Below are 24,878 nucleotides of genomic sequence, written 5' to 3' on the forward strand. Positions count from 1 at the left end.
GGAGCAGCCCGGTAGCTCGTCAGGCTCATAACCTGAAGGCCGCAGGTTCAAATCCTGCCCCCGCAACCAAACACATACACATGCACGTACACACGAAAAGGCCCGCATCAGCGGGCCTTTTTGCGTTTGGGGGGAGGTCGAGCACGATCTCCTCTCACTTGATCAGAACTGCCAATCGACCGGCACCCAGGCATAGCCGGCGTCCGTCTTGAGCATTCGGCCAAGGCCCGGGAACGGATAGTGGAAGCCGAGCACGAGGAGCCGGTCTGCAGCCGCCATGTCGAAGATGCGGCGGCGGGATGCGAGTGCGGCGTCCTTGTCGCGATCCGGCCCGGGCAACCAGGGCCGGTCGACATTGACGATCGGGTGGTAGGCGAGATCGGCCGTCAGCAGGAGCTGATCGTTCCCGGATTGAACGAGGAAGTTCGCCATGCCCGGCGTGTGGCCGGATGCCGGAAGCGTGGTCAGCCCGGTAACGATCTCCGCGCCGGCTTCGTACAACTCGATTCCCTTGGTGATGGGTTCAACGCTCCGCTTGATAGCCGCGGCGAAGTTGCGGCGAAAGTCTTCGGTCACCGGCATGTAGGAAAGATCCGGAACGTTACGGACGAAGAAGTCCCAATCGGCACGAGGCGCAAAGACGGCAGCCCGCGGAAATGCCTTGCCGCCCTCCGCTGTTCGAAGGTTGCCGACATGGTCCGGGTGCGTGTGCGAGACCACCACAACGTCTATGTCCTCGGGCCGTAAACCAACGGCGGCCAGATTCTCGAAGATGCGACCGCCTTGCGGACCCATGGTTTGCCCGGCTCCGGCTTCGAGAAGGATCCGCTTGCCATTCGTCTCGATAAGAAGGGTGTTGAGATTCAGCGTCAGCCGGTCGGTAGGCAGGAAAGCGCGCCTCAGAACGTCCTGCAGCTCTGCTTCTGGCGCATCGCTGGCGTAGATGCGGGGAGGGCCGCCGATCAGCCCGTCGCTCAGCACGGTCGCCGAGATGTCGCCGACGCGGAAGCGGTAATAGCCGGCATTTCCACCGTGAGCCGGAAGCGACGCGGCGGGAGCTGCCTGCGCAGAGCCCATCCCGGTAGGCAAGATCATTCCCGTGACCGCCGATGCGGCGGTCAGCATGATCTTCCTACGATTCAGAGTAATTTCACTCATGTTTTTGATCCCGTCCGAATAGCTGATCGCAGGTGCTGCATCTGGTGCCGCCGTCTGGCGACTTCTTCTGGGGATGACACAGGTTGGACGTGAGGATAAGCTAATCAAAACCGATCAGCTTATTAAGCAGGGCTTTGCAATGCGGCCATTACGGCTCGACAGCTTGGAAATCTTTGAGGACGTCGTGCGCTGTGGTGGCTTTAGAGCCGCCGCGCTTGGCAGGGGTGTTTCGTCGTCCGCCATCAGTCAATCGATCAGCGTGCTCGAAGAGGCGCTGGGAATTCGGCTTCTGAACCGAACGACACGCAGCGTCGCGCCTACTGAAGCGGGCGAGCGGCTTCTCGAGCGGCTAAGGCCCGCTCTGTACGAAATCAGAACAGCGGTCGACGACCTCAATCAGCTTCGCGAGCGCCCATCTGGCACGGTGCGGATCAACGCACCGGGACCGGCCGCCGACCACGTTCTGTGCCCTCTGACCTTTGAGTTCATGAAAATTTATCCCGACGTCAATGTCGAGATCGTCAGCGATGCTGCGATCATCGATATCGTGGAGCAAGGTTTCGACGCCGGGGTGCGCTTCGGGAATCAGCTCGCCCAGGACATGATCGCCATGCCCCTCGGTCCGGCCCTGCGATACGCGATCGTGGCCTCGCCGGACTATCTTCGCAAACGCGGTCGACCCGGCTCACCAGGCGATCTCTTACAGCACGACTGTATTCGCCGCCGCTTCCCCGGCGGAACCATGGTGACGTGGAAATTTGCGCGTGACGGCGACGAAGTGGAAATCACCCCGAAAGGTCGGTTGACATTGAGCTCAGCGCATCAGGAGCTCCAGGCCGCGCTCGCGGGATCGGGAATCGCTCACCTGTTCGAGGATTATGTCCGTGACGATGTCGAACAGGGCAGACTTATTGAGTTGCTCTGCGACTGGAAGCAGAAGCTGCCGAGTTGGTATCTGTATTATCCGAGCCGGCGACATACGAGCGCGGCCGTGCGGGCTTTCCTCGAATTCATCCGCAATCAGAGATGGTATCCTGATCGCAAGGAAAGATGAAAGCGGCCTCGAGAGGGTGCGGTCCTCGGCGCGTTTCATTGCGTCAGAGGTTGACCATTCCCTCGCATATTCGCGAGCAGAAGTCGTAACAACCGCACTTCCCGGTTCCTCATTCCTGTGCATGTCACAGGAATCCAGCCAGACCCCAGTCCTTGGGCTGGAAAGGCTCTTCCGCGCCGCAGACGCGGCGCTGCTGGATCCCTGTGACGGAGCACAGGGACGAGGAAAAAGGAGAGGGTGCAGTCCTCCGAAAACTTTCCTACAGCGCCGCGCTTCCTATGATACGCGCACCTGGAAGTCCTTTAAGCGCAAACCTTTTGACTGGCCGCGGTTTTAACTCGGGGATAGGCGTAAGTGTTGAGCTTGGAAGTCGTATATCCTCCGCCAAGCAGCGCTTCGGCCATCTTTACTGCAGCAGTCACGCCATCGATTACCGGCACTCCCGTCGCTCTCTGGAGGCGGGCACACAAGGATGACATTCCCGCACAGCCAAGGACGATCGCTTCGGCACCATCCTCGGCTTTGGCAATCTCGATTTCCTCGAGCAGCAGCCGCTCGGCTTTTTGCGGATCGTCCTCGAGGGCAAGGACCGGAAGATCGATAGCACGGACTTTCCGGCAATGACGCTCGGCGCCGTAATCGCTGACCAGATCCTCGATGATCGGAACCGAGCGCGGAAGCGTCGTTATGACGGAGAAGCGACGGCTGATCGTCATGGCAACCTGTACCGCAGCCTGGCAAATACCGATCACGGGGCCTTTGGCGACTTCGCGCGCGGCATGCAGTCCGGGGTCGTCAAAACACGCTATAACATAGGCGTCGACGCCCTGCGCTTCGCCGTGGCGGATCTCCGCCAGCATTCCCGGAACCGACATGGCTTCATCTGCACCACCTTCAATACTGGCCGGGGTATCGGTCGGATTGGAGGCGGAGACGTGCGTGTGGGGATGTTTGACCAGCAAGGCGCTTTCGAGCGCTTGCGCGGTCATGGAGGCTGTAGAATTGGGATTGATGAGATGAATATGCATGATGAAATTCTCGTTGCCTCTCATTGACGCCTATTTCTTCTTGACGAAATCGGCGATCGGCGGGGCCTTCAAAACGAACTGGCGGTCTGACGTGATGTAATTGTCGGCATGAAGCCGGGCGATCGGCTGGTAACGTTCCGGGTCCACATAATGACCATCGGCGTCGAGGCAGTCGCGGCGCACATGCATGTGCACCACCTCGCCCAGCACGAGGGTGCGGCGGGGATAGTCGATCAGGCGCTCGACGCGGCACTCGAAGATGCAAGGCGCCTCCTCGGCATAGGCAACATCGATCTTGCGGCACCGGGCGGCTTTCAATCCGGCCATTTCCAACTCGTCGACCTCGCTGTCGAAGCCAAGGCCGCAGATCAACATCTGTTGAGACAACGCCATATCGACCATGCTGATGGCAAATTCACCGGAGCGGCGAATATTGACCATCGTGTCCTTCGGCTCACCGGTCAATCGCGGCTGGATGCCCAGGACGACGATGGCCGGATCATGTGAAAACACGTTGAAGAAACTCATCGGCGCAGCGTTGCTATGCCCGCTCTCGGAGCGGGTCGTCACGAGCGCGATCGGACGCGGGCCGATGAAATTCGTCAGCAGCCGATAGCGGCTTTGCGGCTCAATTTCTTCGAAGTCGAATTCCATCGCGGTCCCAAAATGTCGGTCTTATGATCTACAATAAGCTTTCATATTGTAGACAATATTGCAAGCCATTTGAATCCGCGAGTTGACTTTTTCACGCGCTTGGCGATTGTCTGTTTCAGCAAGGAGAACAGGTATGCGCGAACAAGCCGCGATGTCGGTCGAGCAGATTGTCGAAAGGGTATGGCTTTCCATCGCTGAACGGCGATTGCGTCCTGGCGTGCAACTCAAAGAAGAACAGCTGGCGTCGATTTTTCACGTCAGTCGCGCACGTGTTCGTCAGGCGCTGACCGTTCTCGCACGCGACGGCCTCGTAACGATCATTCCCAATCGCGGTGCTTTTGTTTGCAAGCCGTCGGTGGAAGAGGCGCGCGACGTGTTTTTCGTTCGCCAGGCAGTGGAGAGATGCGTCGTGGAGCGTCTCTGCAGTTCGATGTCGAAGGATAGCGTGAAGCGGCTCCGCGATCATGTCAAAAATGAGCGGATCGCCAATGCCGAAGACAGCACCACGGATATCATCAAGCTTTCCGGCGGCTTCCATCTTTTGCTGGCCGAACTGACCGGGTCGGACTTCCTGTTTACGACAATGCGCGACCTTATCGCCCGCAGTTCGCTGATTACGGCCGTTTACCGGAACACCACACGCTTCAATTGCGGTCCCGACGAACATGCCGACATCGTCAAGGCGATTGCGGCGAAAGAAGCCCAGAGAGCCGTCCATCTCATGTCGCATCATCTGGAACATGTGGAATCCGAGCTCGACTTGAGTGAGATACGCGACTTTTCGCACGATCTGCGCGCAGCACTGGCTTGAAACGGCGGAACGCCGGCATCGTGATCTATTCCAGGAAGTTGAGACGCGGGACGCGGGCGGAAAACCGCACAGACTTTTCCTCATCCCGCTTCAGGTAAACGTTCCGCGATCACGTCCTCCGCCAGATGACAGGCTACCCGGGTGCCGTTTTGCAAGACCCGCACCGTAGGCACTTCCTTGGAACAGCGCGCCGTGGCGATCGGGCAACGCGGGTGGAAGGCGCAGCCGGACGGCGGTTTCAGCGGGCTCGGCACTTCGCCGCTGGCCGGCTCGCGGTTGCGGTTCGGTGCCTCGATGTTCGGAATCGTCTGCAGCAGGAGCCGCGTGTAGGGATGGCGCGGCTGAGCGAACAACTCTTCCGTATCGCCTTCCTCGACGATGCGGCCCAGATACATCACCGCGATGCGGTCCGACATTTGGCGAACGACGCTCAAGTCATGGCTGATGAAGAGATAGGTAAGCCCCAGCTCGTCCTGCAAACGGCGCATCAGGTTCAACACCTGCGCCTGCACGGACACGTCGAGCGCCGAGGTCGGCTCGTCGCAGACCAGAAATTCGGGTTCGCTCGCCAGCGCGCGGGCGATCGAGATACGCTGGCGCTGCCCGCCTGAAAATTCGTGCGGGAACTTCTCGCCATCGGATGGCGAGAGCCCGACAATGCCCAGAAGCTCTTCGACGCGCTCCGTCACCTCGGCCGCGGTCTTGCGCAGCTTCAGTTCGCGCAGCGGTTCGGCGATGATGTTCTTCACCCGCCAGCGCGGATTGAGCGAGGCGTAAGGGTCCTGAAAGATCATCTGCGCCGAAAGCGGCGCGCCGCTCCTGCCGGGCGCAAAGCGCATTTCGCCGCTCGTCGGACGATGCAGGCCGGTGACGAGGCGCGCAACGGTGGATTTTCCGCAACCGCTCTCGCCGACAATGCTGAGACAGCCGCCGGCGGGAACGGTAAAGCTGATATCGTTCACGGCCTGCAGATACTGTCGGGGCTTGCGCTCCACTACCCTGTTGAGCCAGGGAGCGGACACGTCGAATGTCTTGACCAGCCGGTCGACAGTCAGAGCCGGGGCCTTTTGCAACGGTTTGGTCATGCGGTGCCTCCTGCGCTCAGCCAGCAGGCGCTTGCACTCTGGCCGGCAAAAACGAGTTCCGGGCGTTCGCGCCGGCAGCGCGGCCCTGCCATCTTGCAGCGCGGATTGAACGCGCAGCCCTCGGGTATCGCGTCCAGACGCGGCATGGAGCCGTCGATCTGGTTGAGCCTCTCGACACGCGCGCCGAGCGACGGAATCGACGCCATCAGACCCTGCGTATAGGGATGGCGCGGCTGGTGCAGCACTTGTTCGACTGCTCCGATCTCGATCAGCCTTCCGGCATACATGACCGCGATGCGGTCGGCAGCTTCCGCGATCACGCCCATGTCGTGCGTGACGAGCATGACGGCGGCCTGCTTCTCCTTGCACAATTTGCGCAGGAGCGAGATGATCTGCGCCTGGATCGACACGTCGAGCGCCGTTGTCGGTTCGTCGGCGATGACGAGTTTCGGCGAGGCTGCAAGCGCCAGCGCAATCACGACACGCTGGCGCATGCCGCCCGAGAACTGATGCGGATACTGATTGACCCGCTCCTCCGGCGAGGGAATGCCGACATCGCGCAGCAACTGCACGGCGCGGGCGCGGGCTTCGGCCTTGCCGAGACCGAGGTGCCGGCGAATGGTTTCGACGAGCTGTGCGCCGACCGAGAACAGCGGATTGAGAGAGGTAAGCGGATCCTGGAAAATCGCACCGATCTCGCGGCCGCGGATTTTTTCCATGGCGCGATCATCGAGCGTATCGATGCGACGCTTGCCGAGCCAGACCTCGCCGCCGGCGATATGGCCCGGCGCTTCGAGCAGGCCCTGAATGGCGAGCCCGGTCATGGACTTGCCTGCGCCGGACTCGCCGACGACGCCGAGAATCTCACCGGGCCGGATCGACAGGCTGACATCCGACAGCGCGGTCACCGTGCCGCGACGGCCCGGAAAATCCACACGCAGATTGCGAACTTCAATGACTGGTTCCTGGATGTCACCCATTTGCGTCCCCCTCTATCGGATAGCTGGGCGGGAAGATTGCGGCGACCGGAGGATTGTTCCAGCTCCGCTCGGGATATTTGGCGATCAGCCCGTCATATTGAGCCTGCGCCTGAATGCGCGCCTCCTGCATGTCGAAGCCGGCGAGCTGGCGATCCAGCATGGAGACGCGGCCATCGACGAAGACCGCATGCGTGATCTTGCCAGACCCGCCGGTGACGATCGTGGTGATCGGATCGATGGACGGAGCCATGACGGTGTCGTCGAGGCGGAAGACCGCGATATCTGCACGGGCCCCCGGTGACAGATGGCCGAGATCGGAACGGCCCAGTGCCTTCGCGCCGCCAATCGTCGCCGCATCGAACAGGTCGGCAGACCGCAGGCGGTCGGGTGCGCCGTCGGCGATGCGGCCCGTGATAAGGCCCGTAAGCAGGTTCATCAGCATGTCGGGCGGTGTCGTATCCGTCCCCATGGCAATATTGATCCCGCGCCTGACGCAGGCGGAGAAGGAGTTGAGGATCGAGCCGCCACGGCCCGAAACCAGCGGACAATGGACGATGGAAACGCCGTTCGCCGCGTAAAGACCGAGATCCTCGTCCGTGGCGTTGGTGGCATGCGGCGCGATGAGGCGGTCGCTCAACAGACCGTGCTTTGCAAGCCAGCTCGGTGCGGTCGAGCCGTGCAGCATCCGCACCGTGTCCACTTCCATCGCGCCCTGTGCCATGTGCAGCCGGAATTTGCAGCCGAGATCGCGGGCGGCGGCATCGGTGCGCTGCAAAAGCTTGATCGTCGAGGTTTCGACACGGTCCGGCGCCAGCATGCCGCGCACCAGATCGCCATGGCTGCCATTCTGGCGTTCAATATAGGAAATGGCGTCGTTCAGGCCCTGAAAGCCGCGCTCCTCATCGAAGACAGGCACCATCTTGCCCGGTGCTTCCAGCACCATGCCGCCCGAACGGTAGGCGGGGCTGAGATAGACACGCAGACCCAGCTCGCCCGCGGCTTGCGCAGCCGCATCGAACTCGGCGACCGTTTCACCCCATTCACGGTAAAACAGCGATGCAATCGGAGCGGCGGTGGTGATACCGTTCAACAGCAGCTGGCCGAAAGCGAACCGCTTCTGAAAGGCCAGCGCCTCCTGCGTGTACATTTCATAAGGACCAGCTTCGACATAGGAACGCGGCCAGACGCGGCCCTTTGCCCAACCGGGATGATTGTCGATGCCGAGGATGGTCGTATCGAGATCCGACAGTGCGTCGAGATCGATCAGTCCAGGGCTGATCAAGGCATCGCCGAAGTCGATTCGGCGGGCCACTTCGCCGGGGAAACGGTGCCCGACGAATAGAATCTCGCCGTTCTCGAAAACGACCTCGCCATTGCGCAGAAGCCGGTGGCTGCCGTCTTTATGTCCGACCACCCAGCCGGCGGTGATCAGTGTGCGCCCATCCGGACGACGGCCGAGCGGAAGAGTATCGAAAGTCTCGCTCATTACGGCATCTCCACCACAGCGACGCCCTGACGGGCCGTGACGCGACCGCCCTTGACGACCAGCGGACGCGGAGCGACATCCACCACCGCATGCGCCAGCGTTTCACCGGTCAGCAGGGTGAAATCGGCATTGCAGCCGACATCGAGGCCGTAATTTTCCAGGCGCATGACATCCGCACCGCCCTGCGAGACGATGTGCAGCACATGTTCCAGATCGTGATCGGAGCGCACGCCGTTCTTCATGCCGATGACCTTGGCGCGATCGAGCATGTCCGGCTGACCCCACGGACCCCAGGTGTCACGGATGCCGTCACAGCCGCCGCCGATGCGCACGCCCGCTTCCTTCAGGCGCTTGATCGACGGCACTGTGGCCGAAGGCGCACCTGTCGTTAGGATGGCGACGTCCAGAATGGCGAGCTCTTCGATCAGCTGGCCGACGCGCAGATAATCGTTCATGCCGAGCGCAAACGCGTGGCTGATCGCCACCTTGCCTTCCATGCCGTTGGCGCGGATGCGCTCGAAGATGAGTTCCATGGTGAAGGCGCCGAGATCGCCCGTCTCATGCAGGTGAATGTCGATCGGCACGCCATGCTTGGTGGCGAGCGCGAACAGAATGTCGAGCTGTCCCTTCGGATCGCGGTCGATGCCGCACGGATCGATGCCGCCCAGCACTTCGCAGCCCTGACGCAGCGCCTCGTCGAGCAACTCCTTCGTGCCGGGCATGACCATCAGGCCCGACTGCGGGAACGCCACGATTTCGATATCGATGACGCCCCTGAGTTTTTCGCGCGTTTGCCAGACGCCCTCGACCAGCGACAGGCCGTGGACCGGATCTATGTCGACATGGCTGCGGATATGGGTTGCGCCATGAGCCGCCAGACCGATCGCATGGCGCATCGACTGACGATGCGGATCGATGCCGATGTCCAGACGGTGCTCGCGCTCGAAATCGATGCGCTCGCGCAGGATCGCGGCGCGGTTGTTGACATGCCACGGCATGCCCCAAGTGGTCTTGTCGAGATGGGTATGCGCATCGATCAGGCCGGGCGCGACGATGGCGTTGCCGCCGTCTTCCACGGCCATTCCCGGTTCAGCCTCAAAACGCCCGAAACCGGCAATCTTTCCGTCCCTGATCAGGACATCGCAGGATTCTCCTGCCATCGGCCGGACATTGCGGAGCAAAAGGTCGTTCATAAGGCTTACCTCAGTTTCGGATTGAGAGCATCGCGGAGCCAGTCGCCGAGCATGTTGACGGCCACGACCAGCAGGCAGAGCTGAATGACTGGGAAGAGCACGATCCACCAGGATCCGGAAAACAGGAACTGATTGCCAATGCGGATCAGCGTTCCCAGAGACGGCTGGCTCGGCGGCATGCCGATGCCGAGGAACGAAAGCGTGGCTTCGGTGAGGATCGCCATGCCGAAGTTGAGCGTGGCCGCCACCATGATCGGCGTCAGCGTGTTGGGCAGGATATGACTGGCCATGATGCGCCGGGCAGGGACGCCGATCAGCCGCGCCGCCGACACGTAGTCCTTTCCGGCTTCGACGATGGTCTGCGCGCGAACCGTGCGGGCATATTGCACCCAGGCGGATAACGCGATGGCGAGGATGAGCACCGCGGACGCCCCGACCTCTCGCAGGCTGACAGGCAGCATCTGACGCACGACCGTCGAGACGAGAATGGCGACGAGGATGGTCGGAATGGACAGCGTGATGTCGCCGAAACGCATCAGCAGATTGTCGATGAACCCGCCGAAGTAGCCGGCGATCAGCCCCGCGCTCATGCCGATCAGCAGGGAGAGCGCCACCGAGGCGATGCCGATGACGATGGAAATGCGCGTCCCGTAGAGAATGGCCGACAGCATGTCGCGGCCCTGCGTGTCGGTGCCGAGAAGATAGGGCCATTCTCCGCCTTCCTCCCATACCGGCGGCAGTTCGGCCTTCCACATGTCGAGCGCTGCGCCGTCATAGGGGTTCTGCGGTGCGATCAGCGGTGCGAACAGTGCCGTCAGGATCAGGATCGCCAGCAACGCGGCGCTGAACATCGCCGTCTTGCTATGGGTGAACGACCACCACAAATCGCTTTGGCGGATACGCTGGAAAAGCGATGGACGGGTGACGGGCGGAGTTTGAGAAGTCTGGATACTCATCGGTCTTGGCCCCACAGTCGGTTCAACGGGCGTTTCAGCGGGCTGTACGCAAGCGGGGATCGATTACCGCATAGGCAATGTCCACCAGCGTGTTGAGCACGACGAAGATGAAGGAAATGATGCAGAGATAGGCCGCCATCACCGGAATATCGAGGAAGGTCACGGCCTGGATGAAGAGCATGCCCATGCCTGGCCACTGGAACACGGTTTCGGTGATGAGCGCGAAGGCAATCAGCGAACCGACATTCATCGCGGTCATGGTCACGACCGGCATCAGGCAGTTGCGCAGCGCATGGCGGAAGTAGATGCGCCAGCGCGGAATGCCGCGCGCGCGGGCAAATTTCACGTAATCAGATCGGAGCACTTCCAGCATTTCAGCGCGGACCAGACGCATGACCAGCGTGACCTGATAAAGCGACAGAGCGACGGACGGCAGCAGGATCGCCGCGCGGCCCGAAGGCGTCAGGAGCCCCGTCGACCAGAAGCCAAGCTGCACGACATCGCCGCGACCGAAAGCCGGGAGCCAGCCGAACGTAACCGAGAAGACGAGGATCAGCAGGATGCCGACGACGAAGCTCGGCAGCGAGACCCCGACAATGGAGATAAACTGCAGGCCCTCGGTATACCATTTGCCGCGCTTGATCGCCGTCAGCACGCCGAGGGGAAGGCCAAGCAGCAGGGAGATCAGCGTGGCAACCAGCACCAGCTCCAGGGTCGCCGGAAAGCGTTCGGCGATCAGGCTCAGCACGTCCTGGCCGTTGCGGTAGGAGATGCCGAAATTGCCCTGCGCGGCGTTGACCACGAACCGGGTATATTGTGTCATCAGGCCATCGTTGAGGCCCAGACGTTCGCGCAGATTGTCGCGGTCGGTCTGAGTCATCTGCTCGTTGGCCATCATCTCGACGGGATCGCCCGCCAGCCGGAAAATCAGAAAGGCCAGCAAAGCGACGGCCAACATCACCATGACGGCGTTTGCCAGGCGCTTTATGATAAAAACCAGCATAGGAATTCCTCGGTCACAGGACGCTCCGGGAGTCCATCCCGGAGCGTCGTGGATGAATTATTCGGCAAACTGCGTCAGCCAGTGGCGCGGCTTGTTGTCCGGCAGCTGCACGATCTTTTCGATCTTGTTCGACATGACCCAGGCCATCGGCTGCTGGTGTAAGGGCAGCATCACGATCTCGTCCTTCACCATTTGCAGCGCTTTGCTTTGCAGCGTCAGGCGCTTGGTGCGGTCCATTTCGGTCGACGCCTGCACGATCAGCTTATCGATCTCCGGATAGCTCCAGCCGCCCCAGTTGAAGACACCGGCATTGGCCGTCTTCGTCTGAATCATCTGGAGAAGGATCGAATAGCTGTCGAGCATCGGTTCCGTGGCCCAGCCGATCAGATAGACGTCGGCCTTGCCGCTCGTACGCTTCGGCGCCTGTGCGGCGGTGGGGGCAATGTCGAGCTGCGGTTTGAAGCCTGCGCGGCTCAGCAGGTTCACCAGCCCCTGGCAAAGCTCTTCCTCGTTCACATAGGCGTCGGTCGTGCAGACCAGCGTGAACGGATAGTCCGAGGCGCCAGCCTCGGCCAGAAGCTTCTTCGAGAGGGCAGGATCGAATGCCAGCGTCGTGTCCAGCTCGGGAGCGTAACCCGGAATTTCCGGCGCGACCACCGCGCCTGCCGTGCGCGACTTGCCGCGCATGACGCGCTGCTGGATCAGATCCCGGTCGAGCGCATGGGCAAAAGCCTGACGCACGCGCAGGTCGTTGAACTTGTTCTCCGAACCGTTCGCGAGTTCCGGCTTGCGGTTGAAGCCGACCATGACGGTACGCAGATCGGTGCGCTCCATGACTTTCAGGTCGGGCTGCGCCTGCAGCCGCGGCAGATCCTGCGACGGTGCGTTTTCCGTGAAGTTGACTTCGCCGGAAAGGAGCGCGGCGACGCGCGTCGCCGCCGAGGTGATCGGCGTGAACTCGATGCGGTCGATGTTGGACTTGGAGGTCTTGTCCCACCAGTCCGGGTTCTTCACGAGGACCGTCTTGGAATCCGGGACCCGGCTTTCCAGCTTGAACGGACCGGTGCCGTTGGTGTGATAGGTGGCGTAGCCTTCGATCTTCGCGCCGACATCGGTCGGCTTCTCCGAATTGTTGGTCTTCAGCCAGCCGGCGTCGAAGACGTGGATGTTTGTGAGGTCGTTGAGAAGCAGCGGATAGGGCCCGCTCAGCTCAATATCGATCGTATGGTCGTCCACCTTCTTGGAGGACTTGTAGGCCGGCAGGTTGCCGCGAAGCGGCGAAACCGGATCGCTGACGCGCTTCAGGGATGCGAGCACGTCGTCGGCAGTGAAATCCGCGCCATCGTGGAATTTCACGCCTTTGCGCAAGTGAAAGCGCCAGACCGTATCGGAAACGGTTTCCCAGGATTCGGCAAGGGCCGGTTCGATCTTCAGATTGGCGTCATAGCGCACCAATCCTTCATAGACATGATTGAGAAAGGACAGCGTATAGCTGTCGCCATAGGAATAGGGATCAAGCGAGTAGATATCGCGCGCCGCTCCCCATTTCAGCGTTTCGGCATGGCCGGACAAGGTCAGGCCCATCAGCATCGTGGCCGCGAGGCCAAGTTTCTTCATCATATGTTTGCTCCGCTTCTGGAAATTTGCGCCTCCTTTTCGGAGGTCTGTTGTCATGCACCGCCGCATCCGTCGCCGGTTGCGGTATTCTCAAATGCTTGCGCCGGAAGGGCGCACACCGGGGTTGGGTGTGATTTTCCTCCATACGACATGACCTGCCTCCCAGGTCATATGAGGACAGTATGGCGATCGGCAAAAAGTTGTCAACGTGATTGTAGACAATATTTGTCCCATCGGCCCTATCGAATATGTCGACAAAATGCTCGGTTCCAGGTGAGTCCCTACTGGACCTTCCATACCGGATAGCTCGGCTGGAAGATTTTCCCGACGGGCGGATGCTGCCAACTGCGATCCGGATATTTGGCAATCAGGCCGTCATATTGTTGCTGCGCCCGCTCGCGCGCCGCAATCATGTCGATGCCGGCGACCTTGCCGTCCAGCATCGAAAGCCGCCCGTCGACAAACACGGCCTGCGTCACCTTGCCGGAACCGCCGACGACCAGCGTGGTGACCGGATCGACGCTCGGGGTCATATGGACATCGTCGAGACGGAAGACGGCGATATCCGCTTTGGCGCCGGCGGCGAGCCGCCCGAGGTCGCTGCGACCCAGCGCTTTCGCGCCGCCGCGCGTGGCGGCATCAAACAGATCCTTGGAGAATACCGCATCCGCAGCCTTCTCGCCGATACGGCAGGCGATCAGCCCGACCAGCAGGTTCATCAACATGTCGGGCGGCGCGGTATCGGTTGCCATGCCGATATTGATGCCGAGCCTGCGGCAGGCGGCGAAGGAATTGAGAATGCTGCCCATGCGCGCCGAGACCAGCGGCGAATGCGCGATCGAAACGCCATGTTGCGCGTAAAGCTGCAGATCCTGTGGCGAGGCGTAGGTTCCATGCGGCGCGATCAGCCTTTCGCTCATGAGCCCATGATCCGCCAGCCATTGCGGCGCGGAAACGCCATGCAGTCTGCGCATGATGTCGAGTTCCAGATTGCCCTGCGCCATATGAATTCTGACGCGGCAATCGAGATCGCGCGCCGCGGCCATGGTGCGCTGCAACAGAGGCAATGTGCAGGTTTCGATACGGTCCGGCGCCAGCATTCCGTTGACCAGGCCGTTATGACGGCCATGGTTGCGCTCGATGAAATCGATCGCGTCCGCAAGGCCTTGCAGTCCCCGCGCCCCATCGAATACCGGCTCGATACGCCCCGGACCCTCCAGAATCATCCCACCGGAGCGATAGGCGGGGCTCAGAAAGACCCTGAGCCCGAGATCGCCCGCCGCGTCGGCCGCAGCTTCGAATTCCGCGACGGTCTCGGCCCAGTGGCGATAGTAGAGCGACGCGATGGGCGCGGCGGTGGTGATGCCGTTCAACAGCAGGAGGCCGAAACCGAACCGCTTCTGGAACACCAGCTCCTCGGCGGAATACATCTCATAAGGTCCGCTCTCCACATAGGAACGCGGCCAGATGCGCCCCTTGGCCCAACCAGGCTGGTTGTCCTGGACGAGCAGGTAGGTATCGAGATCGGACAGGGCGTCGAGGTCGATCAGGCCGGGGCTGACCAGCGCCGTACCGAAATCGATCCGGCGCGCCACGTCCCCCTCGAAACGCGGCCCGGCATAAAGCACCTCGTTTTGCTCGAGGACGATTTCGCCGTCGGGGATCAGAGCGTGACCGGCATCACGCCAGGCGAGCACCCATTGTGCGGTTATCAGCGTTCGCCCCTCGGGCCGCTCACCCAGAACGAGCTGGCTGGAAAGATCAGGTTTCATGGGATTTTCGATCCTGCTGCATATCAAAAGAGCGCCTCACCGGGGTGAGGCGCTCTGATTGCGGGCTGGAAGGTCAGGCCTATTCGGCCATTTGCGTATACCAGTGGCGCGGCTTGTTGTCGGCACGGAAATCCACGCTCTTGACCTTGTCCAGCATGCCCCAGGCGATCGGCTGCTGGTGAAGCGGGATCAGGATCGCCTTGTCCTTGGCGATTTTCAGCGCCTGTTCTTCCAGCGCGAGACGCTTGGCGGTGTCAGGTTCCTGTGCCGCCTTCTTCACCAGATCGTCGAGTTCCGGATAGGACCAGCCGCCATAGTTGGACACGCCCGTCGAGCCGCTGCGCGTGGAGAGAACCTGAGAGAGCAGCGAATAGGCATCGAGCGTCGGTTCGTTTGCCCAGCTCAGATTGAACATGTCGGCCTTGCCATTGGTGCGCTTCGGCTGCTGCACGGCGCGCGGGCCCATGTCGATGGTGGGCTGGAAGCCGGCACGCTTGAGCATGTTTGCAACGCCCGAGCAGATGTCTTCCTCGTTGATGCTCTCGTCGTTCATGCACAGATAGGTAAAGGCGAGATCCTTCTGGCCGGCCTCTTCGAGCAGCTTCTGGGCAAGCTTGGAATCGGCAGGCTGATAAGTGTCGAGCGACTTCGCATAGCCGGCGATTTCCGGTGCTATGAGCGAGCCGGAAGGCCGCGCCAGCCCGCGCATGATCTTCTTGTTGATGAGATCGCGGTCGATGCTTGCTTCCACTGCCTGGCGCACGCGAAGGTCCAGGAACGGGTTCGGACGCCCGTCTTCGAGCTTCTCCTTGCCGTTGAAGCCGATGAAAACCGTGCGCAATTCCGTGCGCTTGCTTACGGTGATACCCGGCGAGGATTCCAGGCGGGGAAGATCCTGAATGGGGGCGGAATCGAGCAGATCGATTTCGTTGGAAAGAAGCGCTGCTACACGCGTTGCCGCCGACGCGATCGGAATATACTCGATCCGATCCAGATTGTGCTTCTTCTGATCCCACCACTGATCGTTGACGAGGAGAACGGTCTTGCTGTCCGGGACGCGGCTTTCCAGCTTGAACGGGCCTGTGCCGTTCGTGTTGTGCGTGGCGTAATTCTCGGTGTTGGACGCGATATCGGTCGGCTTTTCTGCGTTGTTGTCCTTCAGCCATTTGGCGCTGAACATGAAGATATTGGTCATGTCGTTCAGGAACAGCGCGGTCGGCGCCGAAACCTCGATATCGACCGTGAAATCATCGACCTTCTTGACGCCGACATAGAGCGGAATGTTGCCGCGCAGGGGCGAAGTCGGGTCCGAAACGCGGTTCATCGAGGCGACCACGTCGTCGGCCGTGAAATCCGCGCCGTCGTGGAACTTCACGCCTTTGCGCAGGGTGAAACGCCAGTGTTTGCTGTCGATCAGCTTCCACTCGGTGGCGAGCGCCGGCTCGATCTCGAAGTTCGGGCCATAACGGATCAGACCTTCATAGATGTGGTTCAGGAACGCCAGATTGGATGTCGAGGGAACGGAATCCGGGTCGAGCGAATAGATATCTGCCCGGCTGCCCCAGCGCAGCGTGGCGGCACTTGCCGAAGTGGCCAGCACCGGCGCGGCAATAGCCGCTGCGGCCAGCGTCGATATCAGAAACCTGTTTAAACGCGACATGAACTTCCCCTTATGACGGTCGATAGAGTGGTTGGCCCGAATTTTTCGGCAGTATCATAATCGATTGTTTTATTGTCAACGATATTGTTGGCAATTATGAATCAGAACATCGACAGTTCGAAATGACATTACGGGCGCGGAAACCGCGCAAAATACCGCAACGGCGTTTTTCAAGGGGAATAGGGAATGGATGGGCTCCTGCTGCTTCACGGGACGATCGTCACCGTCGACGAGACACGGCGGATCATCGAGGACGGTGCGCTGGCAATCGAAAACGACAGGATTGTCGACATAGGCACGGCGCAAGCGCTGGCTCCTCGTTATGCCGGAAAGAAAGTGATCGACTGCCGGGGCAAGATGATCATCCCCGGGCTGATCGATGCTCATGGGCATGCCGGCCATGCGCTTATCCGCAGCATCGGCGCCGACACCAATTCGCTGTGGATGCGCATCGTGACGCCGACCTACTATCACTATGTCACCCGCGATTACTGGTATGCGGATGGCCTCGTCTCGGGCCTGGAAAGACTTCGTGCGGGCGTGACCACCTCGGCCAGCATCATCACATCGATGCCGCGCAGCGACGATCCGGTATTCGCCATCAATCATGCTCGCGCCTATTCGGAACTCGGGCTTCGCGAGATCATCTGCGTTGGCCCAGCGGGTCTGCCCTGGCCGCAATCGGTCACGCGGTGGGAAAGCGGCAAGCCGGAGCGGCGCAGCGTCTCCTTCGAGGAGATGATCGAGGGCGCCGAAGCCGTCATCGAAAGCCTGAACGGAACCGCCGACGGGCGCATCAAGGTCTTCCTGACGCCATTCACGATCGTGCCTTCGGTCGAACCGTCGAACGCCTCGACGCCGGACTTTGCCGTCAATCTGACCGAAAACGACCGGATGCAGGCGCGGCGCATCCGTGAAACCGCGCGCAAATGGGGCGTGCGCATCCATTCCGATGCCTTCGCCGGACAGATACGCATGGCCTGGCAGGACAAGGAGAATGCGCTGCTGGGCCCCGATGTGCACCTCCAGCATTGCTGGGGAATATCCCACGAAGAGATCGACATCCTGGCCGAAACCGGCACCCATGTCACCCACGCGCCACCCGGACGCTCCACGCCGATCATGGAGATGATGGCCCGGGGCGTGCCGGTCGCGATCACTTCGGACGGCGCGGCTCCGAGCCGTCATTTCGATATGCTCCAGATCGCGCGCAGCGCCCAAGCCACCCAGCACATTCTGCACAATCACGACCGCTATATCCTGCCGCCGGGCAAGGTTTTCGAGATGATCACCATCGATGCGGCCGGCGCCATCGGCATGGATCACGAGATCGGTTCGCTCGAGGCGGGCAAGAAGGCGGATATCGTCATCATCGACATGCGCAAGGCGCATCTGACGCCCAACTGGATGCCGGTTCACCGGCTGATCCACCAGGTTCTCGGCAGCGATGTCGATACGGTGATCGTCGACGGCAGGATCATCATGGAGGAGGGCAGGGTACTGACCGCCGACATGTATGAGGCGCTGGCTTTCGGTGAAGCCGAAGCAAAGGCGCTCGTGGAGCGGGCCGGTCTGCACGCTCACATGCACGATCCCGGCTGGAAGCAATTACATCGCACGTTTCAAAGGCCTGTTCCGCTACCGCCCGTGCCGGAGCATTGAACTCACGCAGCTGATTGGAGACCTGGAAGCCCGCAATGCGTCCATGAAAGGCCAGCGACGCCGTTACCAGCCCGCGAAATCTCCAAGCAAGGCCTCATCGATGCGTCCGGCGGCCACATCGGCGAGCGCCTGGTCAAGCAGAGCGACACCCGCCTCGGCCTCCGCCTGCGTCAATGTCAGCGGAGGCGTGAGTTCGAGCACGTTGGACCGCACGCCGACATAGTAAAGTACGAGGCCGAGTTGGAAGGCGCGGTAGACGGTCAGCGCCGCCTGACGCGAAGCCGGTTCGCGGCTGGCGGGATCGGTCACAAGCTCGACGCCGAGGGCTAGGCCGCGGCCACGCACATCGCCGATCAGCGCATGGCCGGCGGCAAGGCGGTCAAGCGCGGCGCGCAGCGCCTTGCCGCTTCTTTCCGCATTCAGGACGAGGTGGTCGCGCTCGATCGTCTGCAGCACGGCCAGCGCGGCGGCCGCGCAGACGGGATTGCCGTGCACGGTCTGCAGCGCGAAGGCAACGCTGTGATTCATGATGGCTTCCGGACCGACCACCGCAGAAATCGGCAGGCCGCCACCAAGGCCCTTGCCGAAGACGACGATGTCCGGTTCGATACCGGAATGCTCGAAGGCGTTGAAGCGGCCGCTCCGGCCGAGGCCGACCTTCACTTCGTCCGATACGATCAGAATGCCGTGCCTGCGGCAGAGCGCTTCCACCGCCTTGAAGAATCCGTCCGGCGGCACCAGCATGCCGCCGTCCGACTGGATCGGTTCGATGAAGAACGCTGCGACCTCTTCCGGCGGCACTTCGGTCGCGAAGAGCCGCTCGAGGCGGGCGAGCGCGGCGTCGCTTGCAACCTCGGGGCTGCCGGCGGCATAGCTGTTCGGATAGGGCACGAGCGTCAGGCCCTGTGCCCGACTGCCCTGTTGTGCCGGATGGCCGGAAACGCCCATGGAGCCGATGGTGCCGCCGTGATAGGCCCCGTGGAACGCTAGAATGCGCGGCCGGCCGGTGGCGGCGACGACCATGCGGGCGACCGTCTCATTGGCGTCGGAGCCGGAATGGCCGAACCAGACGCGGCCGCGGGCGCGCTCAGGCACGAGCGAAAGCAGCCTTTCGGGGAGCAGCACGCAAGCCTCGTTGGCCGATGAAAGATAGCTCGCGCCCGCCTGATCGGAGAGCGCGCGGCCCACCGCTTCACGGATCGCCGGATGAGAGTGGCCGAGGCTCGCTGCGCCCCAGGAGGCGGAGAAATCGAGAAGCTGCCGCCCGTCGTCGGCGGTCAGATAAGCGCCGCTGCCCCCGACGACCGCCTGCGGAAAAAACCGCAGATGCGCCATTTTCGAAACCGAGTGGCTTTCGCGGGCGTAGAGATCGGGCACGCAGGCAATCTCCTCTATTTGAAAAAGGTGAGAACCTCTTCGAGCGAGACGACATGGCAGTAGATCATGTTGATGATCTCCAGTTCCCGCCGGTGCAGATCGTCCGTCGCCGCGGCGCCGCAGTCGTCGACGACGACCACGCCGAAACTTTCATCCGCCAGGCTGCGCACGGTCGAGGAGACGCACTGGTCGGTGAAGATGCCGCAGCAGATGACGTCCTTGATGCCCATATTGTGCAGGACGAGGCGAAGGTTCGTACCGGTCAGCGCGCTGTCTGTCGTCTTCGTGACGACGATCTCGTCGCTGCGCGGCTCCAGTTCCGGAACGATCTGGCCCTCGGGCAGCTCCTTCGGCAGGAGCAGGTAATTGAAGCCGGGCTTCTTCTGGCTCAGCGAGCGGTCGCGCCCGTCCGGCTTCAGGCAGGCGATGCGGGCGAAGATGACCTCCACTTTGCGCTTGCGGCATTCGTCGATCAGCCGCGCCGTGTTCGGTATCACCGTCTTGCGCATACGCTCGTAGAAAGGCTGCCAGCGGGCGGTTTCTTCAGGCGTATCCTTCGGGTCGAGATAGGTGTTCTGGATGTCGATGACCAGCAGCGCCGTCGTCGCCGGATCGAGCACGATGTCGTCCGGCTCCTCGGCACCGGCATAGTAGAAAGATCGGTAGGCGGTCTTCCAGCTCATGCAACTGTCTCCTTCTTGCGGCGGGCGCGGGTGAGGATGTGGCCTATCTCGCGGTTCGGGAAGAGACCGCCCGGCTTGACGATCATTACCGCGATCATGGCGAGCGCGAGGACGATTTCCGTGAGGCCGACGACCTGGCCGGCGCCCAAGGCGGTGGCGTTGAGCGCGCCTTCCGTGCCGCGCAGCCCCTCATAGGCGAACGTGACGAGAATCGTGCCGGCCACCGCGCCTGTCACCGTGTTGGCGCCGCCGATCACCAGCATTGTGATGATGAGGAACGTCTCCTTCAGATAGAAGGCCTTCGGCGCGAACGAGGTGATGAAATGTCCCCACAGCGCCCCGCCGATGCCGGCGATGAACGCGGCGAGGATGAAGGCGCGCCAGCGCAGGTGCGGAATGTCGGCGCCGAGGGCCGCAGCGGCGACCTCGTCCTCCCGCGAGGCGCGCAGCAGCTTGCCTGTCCGCGATTCCTTGAAGGCAAGCGCCACGACCACCACGATCGCCGCGACGATCGCCGCGATCGGCATGTCCGTCGTCTTCGGTAGGCCGAAGAGCGTGCGCGGGCCGTTGGTGAAGGCGCTCCAGTTGTTCATGACCGTGTAGAGCACGACGAGCAGCGCGAAGGAGGTGATCACCGACGCCGCATCCGAAAGCCGCATCAGCGGATAGGCGACGACGGCCGCGACGACGGCGGCCAGCACGCCCGCCGCGAGCATGGCGAGGAGCGGCGAAACTTCCACGACCTTCATGAAATCGTAGAGATCCGGCAGCGCCATGCCCTTCATCTGAGCCGGGATGGTGAGCACGGCGGACGTGTAGGCGCCGAGGCCCATGAAGCCGATATGGGCGAAGGAGAGCAGGCCCGAATTGCCCATGAAGGTCTGCAGGCCGATGACCAGCACGAGCGAGATCAGCAGGTTGGTGGCGATACGGTCATAGAGGCGGATGCCGAGGAGCTGGCTTCCGACGGCGATGATGGCGATGACGCCGATGAGGATGAGGGCGGTGAAATAGGAGTGTTTCATGGTCGCGCTCCCCTCAGGTCCGCTGTCCGCTCGCCGGACCCCTGATGAGGCCGTCGGGGCGCCAGAGCAGGATCAGGATGACGAGGCTGAAGGTGAAGGCGTCGCGGAATTTCAGCAGATCCTGCGACAGGGTGTAGTTGAGCGTGGTGTCGATGAGCGCGAGCAGGAACCCCCCGACAACGGCGCCGGGCAGGCTCCGCATGCCGCCGATGACCGTGGCGATGAAGGCGACGAGCAGCGGCTCCAGGCCGATGCCCGGAACGACGGTGCCGATGCGGCCGATCCAGAGAATGCCGACGACGCCGGCGAGGAAGCCGGAAAGGGCGAAGGCGGACGAGATGATGAGGTTCGCCGGCACTCCCAGCATGCGCGCCATGGTGAAGTTCGTCGCCGCTGCGCGCATCGCGATGCCGAGCGTCGTCCTGCGCATCAGGAAGGCGACGCCGGCGAGCAGTGCGATGGAGGCGGCGATGGTGATGAGGTTGCGGACCGGGGTGATCGCACCGGCGATCGAGACAGTCTGCGAGAAGATGTCCGGCAGCGGCACGTTGCGTGGTCGCGGCGAGATGAACAGCAGCGCCGCATTCTGCAGCAGGTTGGAGAAGGCGAAGGAGGTAATCAGCACCGCCGTCACCGATTTGGCCCGCACCGGACGGAAGGCGGCGTAGTCGGTGATGATGCCGAAGAGGATCGCCATACCGACGGCGAGCACCGCCATGACGAGCCAGGGCAGGCCCGAGCCGCTGGCGAGAAACATCGTATAGCCGGCCACCATGATGAGTTCGCCATAGGCGAAGTTCACGAGGCGAAGGATCCCGTAGATGATGACGAGGCCGAGTGCCATGAGCGCATAGGCGCCGCCGAGGCTGAGGACGTCGATGACGAACTGGATCGCGAAAGCCATGGATCAGCCTCCCAGATAATGCGCGCTGAGGTCGCTGGTCGAGCGGATTTCCTCGGCCGTGCCGGATGCGACGATGGCGCCGAGGCGCATGACGAAGGCGCGGTCGGCGACGGCGAGCGCCTGGTTCACGTTCTGCTCGACGAGCAGGATGGTGAGGCCGGATTTCTTCAGTGCCTCGATCATCTCGAAGATGCGTTCGACGATGGCCGGCGCAAGGCCGAGCGAGGGTTCGTCCAGAAGAAGCACCCGTGGCCTCGCCATAAGCGCGCGGGCGATGACGAGCATCTGCTGCTCGCCGCCGGAGAGCGTGCCGGCCGCCTGTTTCGAGCGCTCGGCAAGGCGCGGGAAGAGCGTGTTCAGCTTCTCGAGGTTGTCGCGGTTGCCAGCTTGGTCGCGGCGATGGATATAGGCGCCGAGCATCAGGTTTTCGGCGACCGTCAGGTCCGGGAAGACGTCGCGGGTTTCCGGCACGGTGGCAAGGCCCGCGCGCACGACCTGTTCGGGGCTCGCCGCGGTGATGTCCTTGCCTTCGAGCGTGATCGTGCCGCCGGAGGCTTTCAGCGCGCCGGCGATGCACTTGATGGTCGAGGATTTGCCGGCACCATTGGCGCCGAGCAGGCTCACCAGCTCACCCTTTCGAAGCGTGAAGCTGATGCTGCGTACAGCGCGGATCGCACCGTAGCTGACGGAAAGGTCGGCGACGTCAAGCATGGGCCGCCCCCTTGCCGAGATAGGCTTCGATAACGGCCGGGTGGCTGCGGACGTGGGCGGCGTCGCCCTCTGCAATCGTGCGGCCGGAGGCGAGCACATGCAGCCTGTGGCAGAGGCGCATGATGAGACCCATGTCGTGGTCGATGATGAGAAGGCCGAGCCGGCGTTTCTCGGGCAATTCGGCGAGCGTGTGCAGCAGGGTTTCCGTCTCGGCATCGTTCATGCCGGCGGCGGGCTCGTCGAGCAGCAGAAAGCGCGGTTCGGCGGCGAGCGCCCGGGCGATTTCGACGCGGCGCTTGTCGCCATAGCTGAGGCTTTCGCCAAGCTCGTCCGCCTTAGCCGTCAGGCCGAGTTCGGCCAGCAGGTCCTTCGCGCGTTCAGCCGACACAGCGCGGGAGGCGCCCTTTGCCAGCGCCGCCGCCTCGACATTCTCGAGGACGGTCATCGAGTTGAAAATGCGCACGATCTGAAAGGAGCGGCTTACGCCCGCAAGCGCGATCTCGCGCGGCGAGAGACCCGACAGGGTGATGTCGCCGGCGGCGATCGTGCCGGTCGCCAGCTTCACCTGGCCGGTGATGGCATTGATGAGCGTCGTCTTGCCGGAGCCGTTCGGCCCGATGAGGCCGACGACCTCGCCGGCGGAGACCGAGAGTGAGACATGGTCGAGTGCGCGCAGGCCGGTGAATTCCACCGACACGTCGTTTACCGCGAGACGCGTTTCAGACATGGCTTTTCCGAGGTGATGGGGCCGGCCTTGCGGCCGACCCGAATTGACCGATCAGGGCTTAGGCAGGGATTCCGGCTTACGCCATCCAACGAAGCTCGGCTTGCCGCCCTTTAGCTCGATCACGGCCGCAGCCTTGTTCGGCACATGGCCTTCCTCGTTCGTGCCGTAGTCGAGATCGCCGGTCAGCAGCTTGAACTGGCCATCTTCAAGTGCCTTGGCGAGCGCTGCGCCTTCGGTCGTTCCGGCCGCCTTTACCGCCTCGGCGAGCAGCATGATCGTATCCCAGCCCGTCGAGACGAAGGACGTGTCGGGCGCCTTGCCGAACATCTCCTTGTAGAGCTCGATGAACTTCGGCATGTCCGGATGCGCCTCCGGGCCCATCCAGGTATGCGTGACGAAATAGACGTCATTGCCGAATTTTTCGCCGAGCGCCTCGTGCATGGCCGGGTCGTCATAGGCGTCGCCACCGAGAACCGGCGCATCGTAGCCGACTTCGCGCAACGCGCGGATGATCACACCGATGTCCGTGCCGTAGGAGGAGACGAAGATCACGTCCGGCTTCTTGCCGAGCGCCTGGAGCCGGGCGAGCTGGGCGGAAAAATTATTGTCGCCGTTCGTGTAGGTGTCTTCGAGCAGAATCTCGCCGCCATCGGCCTTGAATTGCTCCACGAAATATTTCGAGAGCGACTTTGTATAGGCGATGAACTGGTCGGTGACGACGTAGGCCGTCTTCCAGCCCTTTTCCTTGACGGCGAAATCGGCGGCCGTCGCACCCATCGTGGTATTCCACATGGAGAGCGTGAACTGCTTGTCGCCGAGCGACCAGGAGGAATAGAGCGGGTCGGAGGCACAGGTCGAGATGCCGACGAGGCCCGCCGACTGCGCTTCACGGCTCGCGGGCGAACCGAAGTCGAAATCGCACGGTGCGACGATGATCTCGGCGCCCTTGTCGATCAGTTCGACCGCGACGTTGCCGACCGTCACCGGGTCCGACTTACCGTCGATATTGACGAATTCGACCTGCTTCCCCAGCAAGCCGCCATTGTCGTTGAGATACTTCACGGCGACCTTCGCGCCGTTGTAGCCGGGCGTGTCGAGGGGAGCCTGAATGCCCGTCATCGAGAGTGCGCCGCCGATCAGGATCTTGTCGTCGTCGGCAATGGCTGTGGAAGAGGCAAGCGCGAAGCTTGCCGCTGCCAGAAACAGTCTGGAAGTCTTGATCATGGTCGTTCCCCTTATTGATGCCATTCGGCGGTGGTCGTTGTGCGGCCTGGTCTTTTGACCTTCTTGTGCGGACCGCCCTCGTATGCTCCCTATTTGCCTCCCGTCGGC

General features: G+C 62.1%; 22 protein-coding genes. 3 read left to right on the forward strand and 19 right to left on the reverse strand.

Annotated elements, in window-relative coordinates; translation table 11 throughout:
* Positions 1–162: 162 nt before the first annotated feature.
* Complete coding sequence (locus CN933_RS00010; protein WP_018095874.1) at positions 163–1,125, reverse strand: MBL fold metallo-hydrolase; 963 nt, start codon at positions 1,123–1,125, stop codon at positions 163–165.
* Positions 1,126–1,231: 106 nt separating this feature from the next.
* Between CN933_RS00010 and CN933_RS00015 the strand changes: the two genes are divergently transcribed.
* Positions 1,232–2,212, forward strand: coding sequence for a LysR family transcriptional regulator (locus CN933_RS00015; RefSeq protein WP_018095873.1), 981 nt, complete (start codon positions 1,232–1,234; stop codon positions 2,210–2,212).
* 302 nt (positions 2,213–2,514) lie between these two features.
* Here the strand turns inward: CN933_RS00015 and CN933_RS00020 are convergent, their stop codons facing one another.
* The gene (locus CN933_RS00020) at positions 2,515–3,240 is read right to left on the reverse strand and encodes an aspartate/glutamate racemase family protein (protein ID WP_026168685.1); all 726 of its coding nucleotides are present in this window, start codon (positions 3,238–3,240) and stop codon (positions 2,515–2,517) included.
* A gap of 30 nt (positions 3,241–3,270) precedes the next feature.
* Positions 3,271–3,894 carry a flavin reductase family protein gene (locus CN933_RS00025; protein ID WP_018095871.1) on the reverse strand — a complete coding sequence of 208 codons (624 nt, stop codon included), beginning with the start codon at positions 3,892–3,894 and terminating at the stop codon, positions 3,271–3,273.
* Between the two features lie 133 nt (positions 3,895–4,027).
* Here CN933_RS00025 and CN933_RS00030 point away from each other — a divergent pair, with 133 nt between their 5' ends.
* Positions 4,028–4,705 carry a GntR family transcriptional regulator gene (locus CN933_RS00030; protein ID WP_018095870.1) on the forward strand — a complete coding sequence of 226 codons (678 nt, stop codon included), beginning with the start codon at positions 4,028–4,030 and terminating at the stop codon, positions 4,703–4,705.
* 80 nt (positions 4,706–4,785) lie between these two features.
* On the opposite strand, the gene CN933_RS00035 is transcribed toward CN933_RS00030, so the two are convergent.
* From CN933_RS00035 to CN933_RS00075, 9 genes are all read right to left on the reverse strand, one after another.
* Entirely contained in the window at positions 4,786–5,790 is a 1,005-nt protein-coding gene (locus tag CN933_RS00035) for an ABC transporter ATP-binding protein (RefSeq protein ID WP_018095869.1), read from the reverse strand.
* Positions 5,787–6,770 carry an ABC transporter ATP-binding protein gene (locus CN933_RS00040; RefSeq protein WP_018095868.1) on the reverse strand — a complete coding sequence of 328 codons (984 nt, stop codon included), beginning with the start codon at positions 6,768–6,770 and terminating at the stop codon, positions 5,787–5,789. Before CN933_RS00040 ends, CN933_RS00035 begins: the two co-directional genes overlap by 4 nt.
* Positions 6,763–8,256 (reverse strand): amidohydrolase family protein, encoded by a 1,494-nt coding sequence (locus tag CN933_RS00045; protein WP_018095867.1) that lies wholly within the window; start codon positions 8,254–8,256, stop codon positions 6,763–6,765. Before CN933_RS00045 ends, CN933_RS00040 begins: the two co-directional genes overlap by 8 nt.
* Complete coding sequence (locus CN933_RS00050) at positions 8,256–9,449, reverse strand: amidohydrolase family protein (RefSeq protein ID WP_018095866.1); 1,194 nt, start codon at positions 9,447–9,449, stop codon at positions 8,256–8,258. The genes CN933_RS00045 and CN933_RS00050 overlap by 1 nt, the downstream gene beginning before the upstream one ends.
* A gap of 5 nt (positions 9,450–9,454) precedes the next feature.
* Complete coding sequence (locus CN933_RS00055) at positions 9,455–10,405, reverse strand: ABC transporter permease (protein WP_018095865.1); 951 nt, start codon at positions 10,403–10,405, stop codon at positions 9,455–9,457.
* Positions 10,406–10,439: 34 nt separating this feature from the next.
* Positions 10,440–11,408 (reverse strand): ABC transporter permease, encoded by a 969-nt coding sequence (locus tag CN933_RS00060; RefSeq protein WP_018095864.1) that lies wholly within the window; start codon positions 11,406–11,408, stop codon positions 10,440–10,442.
* Between the two features lie 57 nt (positions 11,409–11,465).
* Positions 11,466–13,028 (reverse strand): ABC transporter substrate-binding protein, encoded by a 1,563-nt coding sequence (locus CN933_RS00065; RefSeq protein WP_018095863.1) that lies wholly within the window; start codon positions 13,026–13,028, stop codon positions 11,466–11,468.
* 278 nt (positions 13,029–13,306) lie between these two features.
* The gene (locus tag CN933_RS00070; RefSeq protein WP_018095862.1) at positions 13,307–14,797 is read right to left on the reverse strand and encodes an amidohydrolase family protein; all 1,491 of its coding nucleotides are present in this window, start codon (positions 14,795–14,797) and stop codon (positions 13,307–13,309) included.
* Positions 14,798–14,876: 79 nt separating this feature from the next.
* The gene (locus tag CN933_RS00075) at positions 14,877–16,457 is read right to left on the reverse strand and encodes an ABC transporter substrate-binding protein (protein WP_018095861.1); all 1,581 of its coding nucleotides are present in this window, start codon (positions 16,455–16,457) and stop codon (positions 14,877–14,879) included.
* 186 nt (positions 16,458–16,643) lie between these two features.
* Here CN933_RS00075 and CN933_RS00080 point away from each other — a divergent pair, with 186 nt between their 5' ends.
* A complete protein-coding gene (locus tag CN933_RS00080; protein ID WP_018095860.1) occupies positions 16,644–18,119 on the forward strand; it encodes an amidohydrolase family protein in 1,476 nt (491 codons plus the stop codon).
* 63 nt (positions 18,120–18,182) lie between these two features.
* On the opposite strand, the gene CN933_RS00085 is transcribed toward CN933_RS00080, so the two are convergent.
* The 7 genes from CN933_RS00085 to CN933_RS00115 are packed head-to-tail and all read right to left on the reverse strand — an operon-like array spanning position 18,183 to position 24,770.
* The gene (locus CN933_RS00085) at positions 18,183–19,496 is read right to left on the reverse strand and encodes an aspartate aminotransferase family protein (protein WP_102761180.1); all 1,314 of its coding nucleotides are present in this window, start codon (positions 19,494–19,496) and stop codon (positions 18,183–18,185) included.
* Between the two features lie 14 nt (positions 19,497–19,510).
* Positions 19,511–20,179: a cysteine hydrolase family protein gene (locus tag CN933_RS00090; protein ID WP_018095858.1), complete on the reverse strand. Its 669-nt coding sequence runs from the start codon at positions 20,177–20,179 to the stop codon at positions 19,511–19,513.
* Positions 20,176–21,204 (reverse strand): branched-chain amino acid ABC transporter permease, encoded by a 1,029-nt coding sequence (locus CN933_RS00095; RefSeq protein WP_018095857.1) that lies wholly within the window; start codon positions 21,202–21,204, stop codon positions 20,176–20,178. The genes CN933_RS00090 and CN933_RS00095 overlap by 4 nt, the downstream gene beginning before the upstream one ends.
* A gap of 13 nt (positions 21,205–21,217) precedes the next feature.
* A complete protein-coding gene (locus tag CN933_RS00100; RefSeq protein WP_018095856.1) occupies positions 21,218–22,108 on the reverse strand; it encodes a branched-chain amino acid ABC transporter permease in 891 nt (296 codons plus the stop codon).
* A 3-nt stretch (positions 22,109–22,111) separates the two neighbouring features.
* Positions 22,112–22,819, reverse strand: coding sequence for an ABC transporter ATP-binding protein (locus CN933_RS00105; RefSeq protein ID WP_018095855.1), 708 nt, complete (start codon positions 22,817–22,819; stop codon positions 22,112–22,114).
* A complete protein-coding gene (locus tag CN933_RS00110; RefSeq protein WP_018095854.1) occupies positions 22,812–23,546 on the reverse strand; it encodes an ABC transporter ATP-binding protein in 735 nt (244 codons plus the stop codon). Before CN933_RS00110 ends, CN933_RS00105 begins: the two co-directional genes overlap by 8 nt.
* A gap of 51 nt (positions 23,547–23,597) precedes the next feature.
* Complete coding sequence (locus tag CN933_RS00115) at positions 23,598–24,770, reverse strand: ABC transporter substrate-binding protein (protein WP_018095853.1); 1,173 nt, start codon at positions 24,768–24,770, stop codon at positions 23,598–23,600.
* Positions 24,771–24,878: the final 108 nt, after the last annotated feature.

This window comes from Sinorhizobium sp. M4_45, assembly GCF_002885915.1.
Lineage (GTDB): Bacteria > Pseudomonadota > Alphaproteobacteria > Rhizobiales > Rhizobiaceae > Sinorhizobium > Sinorhizobium meliloti_A.

Excerpts from the sequence above, each read along its gene's own strand:
- CN933_RS00070 (WP_018095862.1), bottom strand. The coding sequence starts at position 14,797 with ATGAAACCTGATCTTTCCAGCCAGCTCGTTCTGGGTGAGCGGCCCGAG.
- CN933_RS00100 (WP_018095856.1), bottom strand. The coding sequence starts at position 22,108 with ATGGCTTTCGCGATCCAGTTCGTCATCGACGTCCTCAGCCTCGGCGGC.
- CN933_RS00040 (WP_018095868.1), bottom strand. The coding sequence starts at position 6,770 with ATGGGTGACATCCAGGAACCAGTCATTGAAGTTCGCAATCTGCGTGTG.
- CN933_RS00060 (WP_018095864.1), bottom strand. The coding sequence starts at position 11,408 with ATGCTGGTTTTTATCATAAAGCGCCTGGCAAACGCCGTCATGGTGATG.
- CN933_RS00110 (WP_018095854.1), bottom strand. The coding sequence starts at position 23,546 with ATGTCTGAAACGCGTCTCGCGGTAAACGACGTGTCGGTGGAATTCACC.
- CN933_RS00115 (WP_018095853.1), bottom strand. The coding sequence starts at position 24,770 with ATGATCAAGACTTCCAGACTGTTTCTGGCAGCGGCAAGCTTCGCGCTT.
- CN933_RS00055 (WP_018095865.1), bottom strand. The coding sequence starts at position 10,405 with ATGAGTATCCAGACTTCTCAAACTCCGCCCGTCACCCGTCCATCGCTT.
- CN933_RS00030 (WP_018095870.1), top strand. The coding sequence starts at position 4,028 with ATGCGCGAACAAGCCGCGATGTCGGTCGAGCAGATTGTCGAAAGGGTA.
- CN933_RS00020 (WP_026168685.1), bottom strand. The coding sequence starts at position 3,240 with ATGCATATTCATCTCATCAATCCCAATTCTACAGCCTCCATGACCGCG.
- CN933_RS00095 (WP_018095857.1), bottom strand. The coding sequence starts at position 21,204 with ATGAAACACTCCTATTTCACCGCCCTCATCCTCATCGGCGTCATCGCC.
- CN933_RS00015 (WP_018095873.1), top strand. The coding sequence starts at position 1,232 with ATGACACAGGTTGGACGTGAGGATAAGCTAATCAAAACCGATCAGCTT.
- CN933_RS00035 (WP_018095869.1), bottom strand. The coding sequence starts at position 5,790 with ATGACCAAACCGTTGCAAAAGGCCCCGGCTCTGACTGTCGACCGGCTG.
- CN933_RS00025 (WP_018095871.1), bottom strand. The coding sequence starts at position 3,894 with ATGGAATTCGACTTCGAAGAAATTGAGCCGCAAAGCCGCTATCGGCTG.
- CN933_RS00080 (WP_018095860.1), top strand. The coding sequence starts at position 16,644 with ATGGATGGGCTCCTGCTGCTTCACGGGACGATCGTCACCGTCGACGAG.
- CN933_RS00075 (WP_018095861.1), bottom strand. The coding sequence starts at position 16,457 with ATGTCGCGTTTAAACAGGTTTCTGATATCGACGCTGGCCGCAGCGGCT.
- CN933_RS00065 (WP_018095863.1), bottom strand. The coding sequence starts at position 13,028 with ATGATGAAGAAACTTGGCCTCGCGGCCACGATGCTGATGGGCCTGACC.
- CN933_RS00045 (WP_018095867.1), bottom strand. The coding sequence starts at position 8,256 with ATGAGCGAGACTTTCGATACTCTTCCGCTCGGCCGTCGTCCGGATGGG.
- CN933_RS00010 (WP_018095874.1), bottom strand. The coding sequence starts at position 1,125 with ATGCTGACCGCCGCATCGGCGGTCACGGGAATGATCTTGCCTACCGGG.
- CN933_RS00050 (WP_018095866.1), bottom strand. The coding sequence starts at position 9,449 with ATGAACGACCTTTTGCTCCGCAATGTCCGGCCGATGGCAGGAGAATCC.
- CN933_RS00105 (WP_018095855.1), bottom strand. The coding sequence starts at position 22,819 with ATGCTTGACGTCGCCGACCTTTCCGTCAGCTACGGTGCGATCCGCGCT.
- CN933_RS00090 (WP_018095858.1), bottom strand. The coding sequence starts at position 20,179 with ATGAGCTGGAAGACCGCCTACCGATCTTTCTACTATGCCGGTGCCGAG.